Source organism: Paracidovorax valerianellae (assembly GCF_900102625.1).
Taxonomy (GTDB): domain Bacteria; phylum Pseudomonadota; class Gammaproteobacteria; order Burkholderiales; family Burkholderiaceae_C; genus Paracidovorax; species Paracidovorax valerianellae.
In genome coordinates this window covers 79,165-94,212 of the sequence record NZ_FMZC01000013.1, presented here as the reverse complement: position 1 = coordinate 94,212, position 15,048 = coordinate 79,165, and the positions used below count along the sequence as shown (strand labels likewise).

13 protein-coding genes are annotated in these 15,048 nt (G+C 68.8%); 5 read left to right on the top strand and 8 right to left on the bottom strand.

The window, feature by feature from the left end; genetic code table 11:
* Positions 1-92: 92 nt before the first annotated feature.
* On the bottom strand, positions 93-935 hold the full coding sequence (locus BLT03_RS18215; protein WP_092745186.1) for a YecA/YgfB family protein: 843 nt from the start codon (positions 933-935) through the stop codon (positions 93-95).
* Positions 936-1,189: 254 nt separating this feature from the next.
* Between BLT03_RS18215 and BLT03_RS18210 the strand changes: the two genes are divergently transcribed.
* Complete coding sequence (locus tag BLT03_RS18210; protein ID WP_092745185.1) at positions 1,190-2,017, top strand: BUD32 family EKC/KEOPS complex subunit; 828 nt, start codon at positions 1,190-1,192, stop codon at positions 2,015-2,017.
* Between the two features lie 46 nt (positions 2,018-2,063).
* Here the strand turns inward: BLT03_RS18210 and BLT03_RS18205 are convergent, their stop codons facing one another.
* Positions 2,064-3,365 (bottom strand): UDP-N-acetylglucosamine 1-carboxyvinyltransferase, encoded by a 1,302-nt coding sequence (locus BLT03_RS18205; protein ID WP_092745184.1) that lies wholly within the window; start codon positions 3,363-3,365, stop codon positions 2,064-2,066.
* Between the two features lie 256 nt (positions 3,366-3,621).
* Here BLT03_RS18205 and BLT03_RS18200 point away from each other — a divergent pair, with 256 nt between their 5' ends.
* Positions 3,622-5,574, top strand: coding sequence for an ABC transporter ATP-binding protein/permease (locus tag BLT03_RS18200; RefSeq protein ID WP_092745183.1), 1,953 nt, complete (start codon positions 3,622-3,624; stop codon positions 5,572-5,574).
* 230 nt (positions 5,575-5,804) lie between these two features.
* Here BLT03_RS18200 and BLT03_RS18195 read toward each other — a convergent pair whose 3' ends face one another.
* The 3 genes from BLT03_RS18195 to BLT03_RS18185 all read right to left on the bottom strand — a co-directional run bounded on the left by BLT03_RS18195 (position 5,805) and on the right by BLT03_RS18185 (position 8,710).
* Entirely contained in the window at positions 5,805-6,767 is a 963-nt protein-coding gene (locus BLT03_RS18195) for an alpha/beta hydrolase (RefSeq protein ID WP_092745182.1), read from the bottom strand.
* Between the two features lie 202 nt (positions 6,768-6,969).
* Positions 6,970-7,449 (bottom strand): putative toxin-antitoxin system toxin component, PIN family, encoded by a 480-nt coding sequence (locus tag BLT03_RS18190; RefSeq protein WP_092745181.1) that lies wholly within the window; start codon positions 7,447-7,449, stop codon positions 6,970-6,972.
* Positions 7,439-8,710 carry a THUMP domain-containing class I SAM-dependent RNA methyltransferase gene (locus BLT03_RS18185; RefSeq protein WP_092745180.1) on the bottom strand — a complete coding sequence of 424 codons (1,272 nt, stop codon included), beginning with the start codon at positions 8,708-8,710 and terminating at the stop codon, positions 7,439-7,441. Before BLT03_RS18185 ends, BLT03_RS18190 begins: the two co-directional genes overlap by 11 nt.
* Positions 8,711-8,893: 183 nt before the next feature.
* Between BLT03_RS18185 and BLT03_RS18180 the strand changes: the two genes are divergently transcribed.
* From BLT03_RS18180 to BLT03_RS18170, 3 genes are all read left to right on the top strand, one after another.
* Entirely contained in the window at positions 8,894-10,750 is a 1,857-nt protein-coding gene (locus BLT03_RS18180; protein ID WP_092745179.1) for a methyl-accepting chemotaxis protein, read from the top strand.
* Positions 10,751-10,851: 101 nt separating this feature from the next.
* Positions 10,852-11,169, top strand: coding sequence for a hypothetical protein (locus BLT03_RS18175; protein WP_139160440.1), 318 nt, complete (start codon positions 10,852-10,854; stop codon positions 11,167-11,169).
* 90 nt (positions 11,170-11,259) lie between these two features.
* Positions 11,260-11,820 (top strand): TspO/MBR family protein, encoded by a 561-nt coding sequence (locus BLT03_RS18170; RefSeq protein ID WP_092745177.1) that lies wholly within the window; start codon positions 11,260-11,262, stop codon positions 11,818-11,820.
* A 61-nt stretch (positions 11,821-11,881) separates the two neighbouring features.
* Here BLT03_RS18170 and BLT03_RS18165 read toward each other — a convergent pair whose 3' ends face one another.
* From BLT03_RS18165 to lptA, 3 genes are all read right to left on the bottom strand, one after another.
* A complete protein-coding gene (locus tag BLT03_RS18165; protein ID WP_092745176.1) occupies positions 11,882-13,486 on the bottom strand; it encodes an RNA polymerase factor sigma-54 in 1,605 nt (534 codons plus the stop codon).
* Between the two features lie 88 nt (positions 13,487-13,574).
* Positions 13,575-14,363 carry an LPS export ABC transporter ATP-binding protein gene (gene lptB / locus BLT03_RS18160; protein ID WP_092745175.1) on the bottom strand — a complete coding sequence of 263 codons (789 nt, stop codon included), beginning with the start codon at positions 14,361-14,363 and terminating at the stop codon, positions 13,575-13,577.
* The gene (lptA, locus tag BLT03_RS18155) at positions 14,363-15,007 is read right to left on the bottom strand and encodes a lipopolysaccharide transport periplasmic protein LptA (protein ID WP_092745174.1); all 645 of its coding nucleotides are present in this window, start codon (positions 15,005-15,007) and stop codon (positions 14,363-14,365) included. Before lptA ends, lptB begins: the two co-directional genes overlap by 1 nt.
* Positions 15,008-15,048 lie beyond the last annotated feature (41 nt).

Here is a 15,048-nt window from a genome sequence, read left to right as displayed (position 1 = left end):
TGAAAACGTGGAAAGGTGAAAACGCGGAAAAAGGCAGAAGGGGCCGGTCAGGCGCTGTCAGCGCAAGCGCAGCGCGTCCGGGCCGGCATCCCTCAAGCGCCGCAGCACTTCTTGTACTTCTTGCCGCTGCCGCAGCTGCACGGGTCGTTGCGGCCCGGCGTGTCGGCGCGGCGCACGGCTTCCACGCGCGGGCCGATGCTCTTCCACAGCTGGCGCAGGTCGTACACGGCCCAGACGGCTTCGCTGAACGATTCCAGGCGGCTTTCGCTCACGCTGGCGGGGCCGTCTTCGGCGTAGAGGTTGTGCTCGGGCTTGCCGGTGTCGTCTTCGGTCAGCACCACGATGTTTTCCAGCGCGCCGTCGAGCCACTGCGCGGCGTCCTTGTCGCGCGGGGCAGCCCATTCTTCCGGCCAGTTCTCCACGGCGAACATGAAGCCGAGCGCCCACACCTGGCCGAACGAGGGAATGTCCTGCCCCGCCATCTCGGCGCGCTCTTCCTCGGGCAGGCAGGCGACGGCGCCACGCATGTCCATCACCTCGGGCTGAAAGGCCCGGTCGTCTTCCAGCGACTCCACCTCGGTGGCGAGCTGGCGGCTGACTTCGTCGAACCGCAGCGTCCACAGCTCCATGAAACGCGCCTGCTGGGCTTCGTCCTTGAAGGCCGGCAGCAGCGGCAGCGGGGCGCCCGCGCCTTCGGTCACGTCGATGGGGCCGCCGTCGTCCAGCAGCATGGGCAGGTACTCGGCCGCGGGAATGGCACGGCGCGTGCACGCCAGGGCGGTCAGGAAACCGTCGCAGAACTCCCATTGGGGGATTTCTTCGGCGCGCGAACGCAGGTCGTCGAGCAGGGTGTCCAGCTCGTCGAGCATGTCGTTGTCGAGGGCGGGATCGATGCCGGCGGATTCGGCGGCGGTGTCGGGGGAGGAATCGGTCATGCGGGCGGCTCCAAGGGCGCGGCGGGGGAGAGAAAAAGGCTTCGTTATGATGCCGCAGCCCGCGCAAGGCCGCGAACCGGGGCTGGCGCAGGCATGGCGCTGGGCAGGGTTCCCGCCAGGCCACGGCCCGGCCGCAGGCGGCGATTTTATCCGCCCGGCCCTGACGGCCTTTCCAAGCGTTCCAAGGCCTTTCGTGCCGCCCTTGCAGGCTCCGCCTCACCGACCGCCCATCGCCCATCGCCCTATCCATCGACATGCTGCCCCACGCCGACCCTTCGCCCCCTGCCGCGACCCTGACCGACCCAGCGGCGTTCCTGCGCGAGCACGCAGCCACCCAGGGGCCCAATGTGCAGAGCTACCGCCTGCCTGGCGCGCAATGGTGGCTCAAGCGCGCGGGCGCCAGCCACGGCCCGGGGCGCTACCGTGCCATGGCCGTGCTGGCACGGCTGCTGGGCCTGGCAGTGCTGCGCCCGGTTCCCACGCCGGGCGGGCCGGCCGCCATTGCCATCGAAGTGGAGCGCCTGCGCGACTTCGCCGCACGCGGCCTTCGCGCGCCCGAAGTGCTGGCGGTGCAGCAAGACGCCTTTTTGATGCGTCACCTAGGCCGCCCCGATGAAGAAACCCATTCGCTGGGCAACGAGATCGACCACGCCGTGGCCGAAGGCCCCGAGGCCGTGCTGGCCCTGTGGCGCCAGGGGCTCGATGCCATCGCGCAGGTGCACGCCAGCGGCACCTGCCTGAGCCAGGCCTTCGCACGCAACCTGGTGCGCTGCCCCGACGGCGTGGTGGGCTATGTCGATTTCGAGGACGACCCGGCCACCGCGCTGCCGCTGCCCGTGTGCCATGCGCGCGACGCGCTGTGCTACGTGCAGTCCACCGCGCTGTACCTGCGCCAGGCCGGCGCGCTGGAGTCGGCCCGCACGCTGTGGGCTGCGTGGCTCTCGGCGCGGGGCCCCGAGGCGCGGGCGGTGCTGGCCACCACGGTGCGCCGCCTGGCCTGGCTGCGCCACCTGCCGCAAAGCCGGCGCCTGGGCCGCGACCTGCAGCGCGTGCGCGCCGCCTACGACCTGCTGGCGCCCTGAGCCGCCGCCGCGCCGAGGCGCAGGGCGCACTCGGCGCTTTTCCTATTCACTCCTCGCTGGTCCACTCCACCTGCACGCCCAGGCTGCGCAGGTTTTCCACGAAGCGCGGGTGCGCACGGCGGATGGGCGTGGCGTTGCGGATCTCGGACCGTCCGTCGATGCTGGCCGCCACCATGAAGAGCGCGATGGCAACGCGGATGATGTAGGGGCTCTCCACCACGGCGGGCGTGAGCGCGTTGCCGCCGAAGGTCACGATGCGGTGCGGGTCCGACGAGAACACGTGGGCGCCGAACTTCGACAGCTCCCCCGTCCAGCCCAGCGCGCCGTCGTACACCTTGTTCCAGAACATGGCGTTGCCCTGCGCCCGCACGCCCAGGGCGATGAAGATGGGCAGCAGGTCCACCGGAAAGTAGGGCCAGGGCGCGGCCTCCACCTTCGTCAGCACGTTGCTGGTGAAGGGCGTCTGCACGGTGAGCGGCCCGTCGCGGTGCGCGCGCGACCAGCCGTCGGCGTGCTCGATGCGCACGCCGAACTTGGCGAAGGTGCGGTCGATCAGCGGAAAGTTCTCAGGCGCGCTGTTGCGCACCACCACGTCGCCGCCGGTGATCGCGCCCAGGGCGAGAAAGGTGGTGATCTCGTGGAAGTCTTCGTCGAAGCGGAACTCGCCGCCGCCCAGCTCGGAGCCGCCGTGCACGGTGAGGCGCGAGGTGCCGATGCCGTCGATCCGAACCCCCAGCATGGCCATGAAGCGGCAGAACTCCTGCACATGCGGCTCCGACGCTGCATTGTTCAGCGTGGACACGCCCCGGGCCGAGGCCGCGCACAGCACGAAGTTCTCGGTGGTGGTGACCGAGGCGTAGTCCAGCCAGTGGTGCGTGGCGTTCAACGGCCCGGCGCAGCGCACGAGCAGCGAGCCCTGCGCGCGCTCCACCATGCCGCCGAAGCTGCGGAACACCTCCACGTGCGGATCGATCTCGCGCACGCCGAGCGTGCAGCCCTTCACGTTGTCTTCGAGCCGCGCCACACCGAAGCGCGCCAGCAGCGGCGGCACGAGCATGATCGACGAGCGCATCTCTTCGGGCAGGCGGTGGGCCGCGGCGTCGAACGCGGTGTCGCGGTGGTGCAGGTCCAGCGTGCCGCTGGCGTGGTCCATGCGCACATCGCTGCCCAGCGTGCGGAAGATGTCCAGAATCTTGCGCACGTCGGTAATGTCGGGCACGCCGTGCAGCCGCAGCGGCGCCTTGGTGAGCAGCGTGGCGCACAGCACCGGCAGCACGGCGTTCTTGTTGGCGGAAGGCGTGATGCGGCCACGCAGCGGTGTGCCTCCGTGCACGATGAGATTGGACATGGCGGGAATGCGGGGGACGCCCGAAAAGAAAACAGCCGGCACTGTATACCTGCGGCGGCGCCGATGGGCCACCCATGTGCCGTCGATGTGCCGTTTCTTGTGCCCAAATGCGCCCGCCCTTTGCTCCTATCCGATCGCCGCCCTCGCGGGTCGCGGGCGATTCCTTAGCCGGGCGTGGGCCGTGTCCGACAGGCCGGCCTGCTCAAGCGCACTATCTTCCGCTCCAGCGCTCCCGCCTTTCCTTTTTGTCCACTGAATGTCTTCCTCCGCTTCTGCTGCCGATCCTTCCACGGTAGCCACCCCGGCCCCCGCCAACCAGGCCTCCCGGCGCGCTCCCACTTTTTCCATTGCCGCGTGGAAGCAATTCATGAGCGTGGCCAAGCCGTATTGGCAGGGCGACAAGAAGGTCGCGGCCTGGTCGCTGCTGGGCCTGCTCGTGCTGCTGATGCTGTGCGAGACGCAACTGGCCGTGATGCTGATCGACCGCACCGGCGAAATGACTTCGGCGCTGGCTGCCAAGGACCGCGACCGCTTCTGGGACGCCGTGCGCACCTGCCTCATGGTGCTCGCCTTCGCAGTGCCGGTGTACGCCTTCTACTACTACATGCGCGATGCGTTTTCCAACCACTGGCGGCGCTGGCTCACGCACCGCTTCCTGGACGGCTACCTGGGCGGACGGCGCTACTACGAGCTGAACACGCAGGGCGGCATCGACAACCCCGACCAGCGCATCAGCGAAGACATCAACACCTTCACCGGCCGCTCCACGCACTTCTTGCTGATCTTCGTCGGCGCGGGCATGCAGCTGGTGGCGTTCAGCACGGTGCTGTGGTCCATCTCCAGGGTGCTCGTGGGCTTTCTGGCGGTGTATGCGCTGGTGGGCACGGTGGTGGCGCTGTACGTGTTCGGCGCGCCGCTGATCCGCCTGAACTTCTGGCAACTGCGGCGCGAGGCGGACTTCCGGTTCGGGCTGATGCGGCTGCGCGAGAACGCCGAATCGATCGCGTTCTACCGCGGCGAATCGCAAGAACGCGCGCAGCTGGACCATAGCTTCCAGGCCGTCTTCAACAACTACGCGCGGCTCATCAAGCGCCAGCGTTCGCTCAACCTGTTCCAGCGCGCCTTCAGCCAGCTCACGGTGGTGATTCCCGCCATCATCCTGGCCGACGCGGTGCTGTCGGGCGACATGGAAGTGGGCCGCGCCATCCAGGCCGCGGGGGCGTTCGCGGCGGTCCTGGCCGCCGTCTCGCTGATCGTGGACAACTTCGAGAGCCTGAGCCGGTTCGTGGCCGGCATCGGCCGGCTGGACACGCTGGCACAGGCCCTGCTGGGCGCGCCCGCGCGGCGTGACGAACCCGCCGAGCCCGAGGCCGTGTCCGCCGCGCGCAAGCTGCGCCGCCAGCAGCGGCGCGAACAATGGCGCCAGCGGGTCCAGCGAGGCCGGGCCGGAGCCGTGGCATCCACCGCATCGCCTGCATCGCCATCAGCAGCACCGGCGGCATCGGCGCCGTCAGCCCCTGGCCCGGACACCTCCCGCGAAATCAAGGCACAGCAAGGCGAGCGCCTGGCGATCGATGCGCTCACGCTGTACACGCCGCAGTTCGGCCGCCTGCTGGTGAAAGACCTGACGCTGGAGCTGCAGCCGGGCGACGCGCTGCTCATCACCGGCGCGAGCGGTTGCGGCAAGAGTTCGCTGTTGCGCGCCATCGCCGGCCTGTGGCGCACGGGCGATGGCGTGGTGCACCACCCGCCAATGGACGAGGTCTTCTTCCTGCCCCAACGCCCGTACATGCAGCCCGGCACGCTGCGCAGCCAGATGATCTATCCGGCCAGCAGCACCACGCTGGACGACGCGCAATTGCTTGAAATCCTGAACGACGTGCACCTGCCCGAACTGGCCGAGCGCGTGGGCGGGCTGGACGCCACGCGCGACTGGGAAAAGCAGTTGTCCGTCGGCGAGCAGCAGCGCCTGGCCTTCGCCCGCGTGCTGGTGCGCCAGCCGCGCACCGTGATCCTGGACGAAGCCACCAGCGCGCTGGACGGCGCCAACGAGGCCGCGCTGTACGAGCGGCTGCGCGCGAGCGGAGCATCGATCATCAGCATCGCCCACCGGCCCGCGGTGCTGGCGCACCACACGCACGTGCTCAAGCTGCTGGGCGAAGGCCGCTGGGAACTGCTGCCGGCGGAGGGCTTTCAGTTCGAGGCGTGAGTGCGAAACGACACTGCAGATGTGTAAACGCGCCGCTGAACTTGAAATCTTCTGGTGCTTCAGGCATGGACGCAGCGATCCAGAAACCGTGCATCGGAGTCCGGCACCAAAGACTTGATGGCCGCGAACGGCACGATGAACGTGCGGCAAGCGAGGGCAGCCGGAGGGTCACAGCGACCGCTTTCGAGAATTCTGAAGGACCGCTTCCCGCCGCTCGCGTGGAGGTCGTGTCATCGGGGGTTCTTGATGCTCAGCAGAAACTTCAGCCCATGCGTGAATCCGCGCGGTGCCACGCTCAGGTGGTCTTCGTCGTTGAGCACATCCAACCGCAGCTGCAGCGACGGATAGCCCCGCGAGCGCAGCGTTCGCGTCATCTCCTGCGCATCCGACACCATGTCGTAGTTTTGTCCATAACGCCGCTGCTCGTATTCGCCGACGTACATGTAGACCTGCGCAGGCAAGTCCTTGTGCGTGGCGGCGAAGGTTTTTTCCTGAACCCGCATGGCGTGCTCGCCATACCAATAGGACGGGCTGCCCAGGATGTAGCCGGAGAACATTTCGGGCGCGGTCAGCAGGATCTGCGCACCGAGCAGACCGCCGTAAGAGTGGCCGAGGAACAGGCGCCGGCGTTCGTCGGTGCGATAACGTTGCGCCACGAACGGCAGCACCTGGTCGCGAAGGTAGGCGATGTATGCGTCCGCCTTGCCATGCGTTGCATTCGGCGCTGTGTCCGCTCCCGCTTCAGGCGTCGGGGTGTAGTCGCGCCGTCGGCTGGGCATGGGCTCATCCCCGATCGCGTAGGAAAGGCCGACCAGCACGAACTCGTCGATGGCCCGCCCTTCGCCGTTCAAGCGCCGCGCGATCTGCTGGAGCAGAGGAAAGGAGTAATCGGCGTCGGTGACGTAGAGCACGGGATAGCGGCGGCCGGGGTCGTCGGCATAAGAACGCGGCAGCGCGACGAACACTTGGTAGTCGCGGCCCGCAACCGGGTCGGGCACGTTCCAGACCTGGCTGTTCGCGATTTCGTAAGGCTTTCCCTCGCCGCGTTGCGCGCCCGCAATGGAAGCGATTGCGGGCGCAACTGGGGCTTGTTTCGCCACGTGTGGCACGGACGTCGGCGCCGGTGCCTGCGACCTGTCGGCACAGGCGATTAGAAGCAATGCAAGCAATCCCACCGACAACGACTTGCTCAATCTCGATCTCCTGGCCGCATTGGCTTGATGGTTCCAACGCAGGGACAGGGCCGGGATGATGCCATCCCGAAACGCTGCTCCGCTGCCGTCGATAGAAATGTGCGTGGCGCACGGACAAGCGCTGCGATGCGTAGCAAGGACTTGCGAAACTGGGTGAGGATAAAGATCGGCCGGCCGAGCGCGCGGCTGGCCAGGGCCCGGTTCAGGCGGCGCACTCCGCAGGCTCCAGCACCAGCGCGGTCGCCACGTGCGCCTGCTGCGCCAGCAGCCGCTTTCGCATGCAGATGACGGCCTTGTCCTTGGACAGCAGGATGGCGCGGTGCGCCACCGCCAGGTCGATGAACTTCTGGTCGTCGGCGTCTTTGCACACCGACGCCACGCGCGGTGCCTCGGGCACCTGGCGCGAGCGGGCGTCGAACGCCGCCAGCACCGCGGCCGCATCCAGGCCGTAGAACGCCAGGCGCGGCACGATCTGCGGGTAGGCCAGCACGCGCTCCAGCTCGTCGCGCATGGCCTGCGTGGCCACCCACTGCAGCCGCCCCTGGGCGAGCAGATCGCGCAGCGGCGCTACGGCGGGGTCGGCGAACACCAGCAGGTCGAGCACGATGTTGGTGTCCACCACCACCGCGCGCGCAACCTCGCCGCCGTCCGCCTGCGCCGGCAGGCGCAGCTCAACCCGCATCGGGCGGGCTTTCGGCAGACCGGGGCGGGCGCTCGCGCGCCGAGCCGCGCACCATGTCGAAGCGGAACAGGCGGCATTCGATGGGGCCGTTCCACATCGGCACGCGGCGCGACTCTTTCAGGCGCATCTTGCCGGGCAGCTTGAGGTCGGGCGTAAGCATCCAGCCCTGCCAGCCGGAGAAGTTCTTTTTCCAGTGCGTGGCGAGCTGGCTGAAGAACTCGCCGCCGTCCTCGGTCTGTGCCGTTTCGCGGCCCGCGCGCTCCACATGGCCGGCCCGTTCGGACGCACTGCGCCCGGCCGTTCCGGCGGCGGCGATGCGCTCGCCGTAAGGCGGGTTCAGCAGCATCACGCCGGGCTGCTCGGTGGGCGGCATGCGCTGCAGCGCGTCGCCACCACGCAGCTCGATGGCCTCGGCCACGCCGGCGCGCTCGGCATTGCGCTGCGCGAAGTCCACCATGCGGTGCGACACGTCCGAGCCATAGATGCCCACCGACGCCGGTTGAATGGCGCGCTCCGCTTCGTTTTTGATGGCAGACCACACATGGGCCTGGAACGGCAGCAGTTTTTCAAACGCGAACCGCCGCTGCATGCCGGCCGGGATGTTGCAGGCCATCTGCGCGGCCTCGATCAGCACGGTGCCGCTGCCACAGCACGGGTCGTACAGCGGCACGTCGCCCTGCGGGTCCCAGCCGGTGGCCGCGATCATGGCGGCGGCCAGCGTTTCCTTGAGCGGCGCATCGCCCTTGTCCTCGCGCCAGCCGCGCTTGAACAGCGGCTCACCCGAGGTGTCGATGTACACCGTGGCCTCTTCGGTGGTCAGGTGCAGGTGGATGCGCACGTCGGGCCACTGGGTGTCCACGTCGGGCCGCACGCCGGTCTTGGCGCGGAAGCGGTCGGCCACCGCATCCTTCACGCGCAGCGCGGCGAAGTTGAGGCTGGTGAGCGGGCTGTGCTGGGCCGTGACGTCGATCTTGAAGCTCTGGCGCGGGGTGAACCAGATCTCCCAGGCCACCTCGCTTGCGGCGGCGTACAGATCGTTTTCGGAGCGGTAGGGCCGGTGGCCCAGTTGCACCAGCACGCGTTGCGAAAGCCGGCTGTGCAGGTTGAGCAGCAGTGCATCGCGCCAGGACGCCCGCAGCAGAACGCCGCCCCGGCCGGTGAGCAGGTCCTGGCCGGTCAGGCCGGTGATGCGGTGCACCTCGTCGGCCAGGTAGCCCTCGACGCCGGCGGCGCAGGGCAGAAAAAGTTGCAGTTGATTCATAGACGGCCCCGAGGATACGCGCTGGCGGCCGCCGGGCGCGCAGGCCCCGATCCCCAAACGCCCGCCATGGCGCCACAGAGATATCAGGGTTTCCACCTAGCAGAACCTCTGACTTGGTTTTTGCGCTGGGTCAACCGATCGTCAGAATGAAACCTTGTGTGTATCCAATTGCAAAGGTACCCCATGTTCAAAAGCCTGCGTGCGCGCCTCATCGGCATCTGCGTCGCCATCACCGTGCTGTCGCTTCTCGCCCTGGCGCTGGTCACTTTCTTCGTGGTGCGCAAAGACACGCTGGCGCAACTGGATGAGCGCGTGGGGGGCCTGACCCGCGTCCACGCGGGGGAAGTGGCGGAGTGGGTGCGCGAAAAGCAGCGCATCACGTCCGCCCTCAAGGTCGCCACCGAGCAGCCGGACCCGCTGCCCATGCTGCGGGCGATCAAGCAGGCCGGGGCCTTCGATCTGGTGTATTTCACCTATGCCGACAAGCGCCACATGGCGCTGACCAAGGTGCCAGACGGGTACGACGGCACCTCGCGCCCCTGGTACAAGCAGGCGGCGCAGGCGGGCGGCCCCGTCATCACGCCGGCCTACGTGGGGGCGAGCAGCGGCAAGCTGACCATCACCTTCGCCGAGCCCGCAGGCCCGGCCGGCCAGCCCACCGCCGTGGTCGCCACCGACATCTACCTGGATTCGGTGACCGCCAAGGTCAACGCCATCCACCCCATCGGCAAGAGCTTCGCCTTCCTGATGGACGGCGAAGGCAAGATCCTCGCGTATGCCAAGCCGGGGATGGCGCTCAAGCCCGTGTCCGACATCGCAGGGGCGCTGGACGCCGCGCTGGTCAAGCGCCTGGCCGAGCGCAGCGAACGCATGGATGTGCAAATCGAGGGCGCCGACCAGATGCTCTACGCCGCCAAGGTCGAGGGCACGCCCTGGACGCTGGCCATCGCCATCGACCGCGCCGAGGCCACGCAATCGGTCAGTGCGCTGCTGAAGGTGGCAGTGGTCATCACCCTGCTGAGCGTGCTGGCGGCCGTGGCCCTCGTCACCGTGGCGGTAAGCCACCAGCTGCGCCGCCTGGGCGTGGTGCGCGATGCGCTGGAAGACATCGCTTCGGGCGATGGCGACCTGACGCGCCGCCTCTCCACCCACGGCAGCGACGAGCTCACCCAGATCGCGAGCGCCTTCAACCACTTCGTGGACAAGATCGCGGCGGTGCTGGTGCAGATCCGGGCGTCATCGGAATCCGTGCGCCTGGCCACCAGCGAAATCGCCAGCGGCAACCAGGACCTGTCGTCGCGCACCGAACAGCAGGCCAGCTCGCTGGAGGAAACGGCCGCCGCCATGGAGCAGCTCACCGCCACCGTGCAGCAGAACGCCGAGAACGCGCGCCAGGCCAACACCCTGGCCTCCGGCGCGTCGGAGATCGCCACGCACGGCGGCACCGTGGTGGGCCAGGTCGTGAAGACCATGGGCGGCATCGACGCCTCGGCCCGCAAGATCGTGGACATCATCGGCGTGATCGACGGCATCGCCTTCCAGACCAACATCCTGGCGCTGAACGCTGCGGTGGAAGCCGCCCGCGCGGGCGAGCAAGGCCGGGGCTTCGCCGTCGTGGCGAGCGAGGTGCGCACGCTGGCCCAGCGCAGCGCCACGGCCGCCAAGGAGATCAAGGCGCTGATCGACGATTCGGTCACCCAGGTGGACGCCGGCAGCAAGCTCGTGCAGGACGCCGGCGCCACCATGGAAAAGGTGGTGGACAGCGTGCGCCGCGTGACGGCCATCGTCGCCGAGATCAGCAATGCCAGCCAGGAACAGAGCACCGGCATCGCCGAGATCGGCAGCGCCGTGAGCCAGATGGACCAGTCCACCCAGCAGAACGCCGCGCTGGTGGAGGAAGCCACCGCCGCCGCGCAGTCGCTGCAGCAGCAGGCCGCGCAACTGGCCGACGCGGTGGCCGGCTTCAAGCTGGACATGCACGGGGCTGCGGCTCCGTCGCACGGCGGCGGTGGATCGATGCGGTCGCTGGCATCGCGCTGAAGCCGCGGCGGGCCACTGGCCCTGCCAGCGGAGGATTCAAGCCAAATCGGACTCCAGCGCAATATTCTCTAGGGTGGTTAGCTATCAATTCAGGAGCAACGGTGTCCACACCCCGCCCCCCCGTCGATCCGCCGGTCACAGGCTGGGCTCCCGCCACGGCCTCCACGGCGTGGCGCCGGGCAGCGGCGGCCGTTCTGGCGCTCGCGTTGGCGCTGCCTGGCGCGGCAGTCCTGACCCTGGTGCTGTGGCCGCTGTGGTCGTGGTTCGAAGCCCGTACCGGAATCGAGAGCCTGGGGCATTCGGGCCCCGCGGGCTGGTGCTTCGTAGCCACCTACCTCGCGATGGCGGGATTGGCCCTGGCCTGGGTGCTGCGGCCAAGGCGGGCGGTGAAGAGCGGTGAGGCGTCGCGCTTCGAATAACGGTCGCCGCTGAGCACAGCGCGCTTTTCCGACACCCAGGCAGCCTTTTTCCGCCGCCCCGCGCACCATGCCTGCTGCCATGATGGCGCGATGAACCAAGACCGCCCGACCCCGCCGCCCCTACCCCCGAAGTCCGCAGCGCCGGGTCGCAACGCCCGCGCCCCGCTCTCGCCACGCACCTGGCTGGCCCTGGCCGGCTGGCTGGCGCTGGCGTTCGTGGCCGCCGCGGTGGGCAGCGTCGCGTCGGTACAGGCGCCGCAGTTCTACGGGCAGCTGACCCAGCCGGCGTGGGCACCGCCGGCCTGGCTGTTCGGCCCGGTGTGGAGCACGCTGTACGCCATGATGGGCATCGCCGCCTGGCACGTCTGGCGCGAGCCGGAGGGGCCCGTGCGGCAGCGCGGGCTGGTGCTGTTTTGCGTGCAACTGGCGCTGAATGCGCTGTGGAGCTGGCTGTTCTTTCAATGGCACCTGGGCGCCTGGGCCCTGGCCGACATCGCCCTGCTGTGGGCCTGCGTGGCCGCAACGCTGGCGGCGTTCTGGCGCCTGCGGCCGCTGGCGGGCGCGCTGCTGGTGCCCTACCTGGCGTGGATCACGTTCGCGGCGGCGTTGAACTTCACCATCTGGCGGCTGAACCCGCAACTGCTGGGCTGATCGCCAGCCGCCAGCCGCTACCGGCACCGCGGCGTTGCCGGGCGACGGGCCGGCCCTGCCGCTACAGCGCCTTGCGCAGGTTGGCCGGCGCGATCTTGAGCGCCTCGCGGTACTTGGCGACGGTGCGGCGGGCGCACTCGATGCCCTGCTCTTTCAGCATCTCGGCGATCTGGCTGTCCGACAACGGCTTGGCCGCGCTTTCGGCCGAGACGAACTGCTTGATGAGCGCGCGCACCGCCGTGCTGGAGGCGTTGCCGCCCGTCTCCGTCCCGAGGCCCGAGCCGAAGAAATACTTGAGCTCGTACGTGCCCTGCGGCGTCGCCATGTACTTGGCCGTGGTCACGCGGCTGATGGTGGATTCGTGCAGGCCCAGTTCGTCGGCGATGTCGCGCAGCACCAGCGGCCGCATGGCCAGCTCGCCGTGCACGAAGAAGTTCTTCTGCCGGTCCACGATGGCCCGCGACACCCGCAGGATGGTGTCGAAGCGCTGCTGGATGTTCTTGATGAACCAGCGCGCCTCCTGCAGCCGCTGCTGCAGCCCCTGGTGGCCTTCGCCGCCGCGGTTGCCGCGCAGCGCGCCGGCGTAGATGTCGTGCACGCGCAGGCGGGGCATCACGTCCGGGTTGAGCTGCACGCTGAAATTCTGCTGCGTGCCGCGCCCGATCTTCTTCACGATCACGTCGGGCACGATGATGTTGCGCTCCACCTCCACGAAGGCACGGCCGGGCCGGGGCTCCAGCCGCGCGATGAGCGCCATGGCCAGGCGGGTGCGCTCTTCGCCGCCGCCACAGGCCTGCGCCAGGCGCCGCACGTCGCGCCGTGCGAGCATTTCAAGCGGCTGCTGGCAGATGCGCAGCGCGGTCTGCACGACGTCGGGATCGCCCTCGCCGTCCTCGCGCAGCGCCTTGAGCTGCAGCGTCAGGCATTCGGCCAGGCCCCGCGCGCCCACGCCGACCGGGTCCAGGCTCTGCAGCAGGCCCAGCGCCACGGTGAAGCGGTGCACGAGTTCTTCGACCTGCTCGGTGTCTTCCTCGCCGGCCAGGCTCACGGCCAGCGACTGAAGCGATTCGTCCAGGTAGCCGTCGTCGTTGAGCGATTCGATGAGAAAGCGCAGCGCGGCGGTATCGACCTCGGACAGGCGCAGGCCCAGCGCCTGCCGGTGCAGGTGGGCGGTGAGCGACTCGTGGCTGCGCGCCAGTTCGGTGGCGTCGGCCTCGTCGCCCTCGCCGGCCGTGCGCGTGCGTGCCGGGGCGTCGCCGCCCCACTCGCCGTCGTCGGGCGTCATCTCGACGGTGCCATCGCCCTCCCAGTCGGGCGTATCAGGCGTGTCCGGAGCGTCGGAGCTGCCGGGCGCCTCGGCAGTGCTGGCGGAATCGCCCTCCGAAGAGGCCGCCACCGGCGTATTCGCTTCGCCAGGCGCTCCTGAATAGATAGCATCTTCCGTGTGGCGATCGTCCTCGCTCACCGGCGCATCGGCCTGCGGCAGGCCGAACTCTTCGCGCGCGGCTTCCTCGGCGGTGCGCTCCAGGAAGGGGTTTTCGTCGAGCATCTGCTCGACTTCCTGCGAAAGCTCCAGCGTGGACAACTGCAGCAGCCGGATGGACTGTTGCAACTGCGGCGTGAGTGCCAGATGCTGCGAGACGCGCAGCGACAACCCAGGCTTCATCACGCGAGTGCCGCCGGACCGCCCCAAGGCGCAAGGGCTCCCTGAGGGAGCAGCGCAATACACGCAGTGACAAGCATGGGGGCCATGCTCACATCCTGAAGTGCTCGCCGAGGTACACGCGCCGCACCTCGGCGTTGTCCACGATCTCGGAGGGCGTGCCTCGCGCCAGAACGCGTCCATCGCTGATGATGAACGCGTGGTCGCAGATGCCCAGCGTCTCGCGCACGTTGTGGTCGGTGATGAGCACGCCGATGCCGCGCGCCTTGAGAAAACCGATGATGCGCTGGATCTCGATCACGGCGATGGGGTCGATGCCGGCAAAGGGTTCATCCAGCAGGATGAACCGCGGCTGCGTGGCCAGGGCCCGCGCGATCTCCACGCGGCGGCGCTCGCCGCCGGACAGGGCCAGCGCGGGCGATGCCCGAAGGTGCTCCACGCGCAACTCTTGCAGCAGCGCGGTGAGGCGCGCCTCGATCTCGTCGCGGGTGAGCGCCTTGTCGTTCTCGTCGCGCTGCAGCTCCAGCACGGCGCGCACGTTTTCCTCGACGGTGAGCTTGCGGAAGATCGACGCTTCCTGCGGCAGGTACGACAGCCCCAGCCGCGAGCGGCGGTGGATGGGCATGTCGGCCACCGAATGGCCGTCGATGCGGATGTCGCCGCCGTCGCTGCGCACCAGGCCCACGATCATGTAGAACGACGTGGTCTTGCCCGCGCCGTTGGGGCCGAGCAGTCCGACGACCTCGCCCTTTTGCACGACCATCGACACGTCCTTGACGACCTTGCGGCTGCCGTAGGACTTTTCGAGGTGCTCGACCTCCAGGCGGCTGACCGGGCCGGACTCCGCCGGGGCTGCGGTGGTGGGAATGGCCGATTCCATCACTTGGCGCCGCTGCCCAGTTCGCCGCTGGGCCGAAGCGCCGGGGCGGGAGAGGTGGGTGCGGGGGCGGGCTTGCCGGGCGTTTCCTTGGGCGACAGCACGGCGCGCACGCGGCCGCCCGGGGTGGCCGCGGTGTTGCTGCCGCCAGGGGCCGCCTTCTGGCCGTCGACGGTGAAGACGTCGGTCAGGTTGTTGTAGATGATGAGGGCGCCGGCCATCTCGTCGGTCAGCGTGGTTTCGCGGTAGCGGCGCAGTTCGGAACGGCGGATCATGCGCACGAGGTCGGCGCGGCCGTCGTACTCGATGACCTCGCCCTCGCCCTCGACGAACTCGTCGGGCATGCCGGGCGCGGTGTCGCGCTTTTGCCGGAAGAAGGCCCGCTTGCCGGACTCGGCCGTCATGGTGCCGTACTGGAAGCCGTCGGGGTCCTGCCGAACGTCCAGCCGCGCACCGCGCAGCACGATGGTGCCCTTGGTGACCACCACGCGCCCGGTGAACACGCTGGTTTGCTTGAGCTCATCGTGGCGCAGTGCGTCGGCCTCAATGTTCATGGGTTTGTTGCGGTCAGCCTTTTCGGCGCGGGCGCCCCCCATGGCGAAAGCCAGGGCGACAAGCAGGAGGATCGGTAGGAGGCGTTTTCTCATAGGGCACGAATCTTGCAAAGATTGTAGCCACCCCTTGGCGC

Bases quoted from the DNA above. Each gene is read 5' to 3' on its own strand.
- BLT03_RS18215 (WP_092745186.1), bottom strand. From the start codon at position 935: ATGACCGATTCCTCCCCCGACACCGCCGCCGAATCCGCCGGCATCGAT.
- BLT03_RS18210 (WP_092745185.1), top strand. From the start codon at position 1,190: ATGCTGCCCCACGCCGACCCTTCGCCCCCTGCCGCGACCCTGACCGAC.
- BLT03_RS18205 (WP_092745184.1), bottom strand. From the start codon at position 3,365: ATGTCCAATCTCATCGTGCACGGAGGCACACCGCTGCGTGGCCGCATC.
- BLT03_RS18200 (WP_092745183.1), top strand. From the start codon at position 3,622: ATGTCTTCCTCCGCTTCTGCTGCCGATCCTTCCACGGTAGCCACCCCG.
- BLT03_RS18190 (WP_092745181.1), bottom strand. From the start codon at position 7,449: ATGCGGGTTGAGCTGCGCCTGCCGGCGCAGGCGGACGGCGGCGAGGTT.
- BLT03_RS18185 (WP_092745180.1), bottom strand. From the start codon at position 8,710: ATGAATCAACTGCAACTTTTTCTGCCCTGCGCCGCCGGCGTCGAGGGC.
- BLT03_RS18180 (WP_092745179.1), top strand. From the start codon at position 8,894: ATGTTCAAAAGCCTGCGTGCGCGCCTCATCGGCATCTGCGTCGCCATC.
- BLT03_RS18170 (WP_092745177.1), top strand. From the start codon at position 11,260: ATGAACCAAGACCGCCCGACCCCGCCGCCCCTACCCCCGAAGTCCGCA.
- BLT03_RS18165 (WP_092745176.1), bottom strand. From the start codon at position 13,486: ATGAAGCCTGGGTTGTCGCTGCGCGTCTCGCAGCATCTGGCACTCACG.
- lptB (WP_092745175.1), bottom strand. From the start codon at position 14,363: ATGGAATCGGCCATTCCCACCACCGCAGCCCCGGCGGAGTCCGGCCCG.
- lptA (WP_092745174.1), bottom strand. From the start codon at position 15,007: ATGAGAAAACGCCTCCTACCGATCCTCCTGCTTGTCGCCCTGGCTTTC.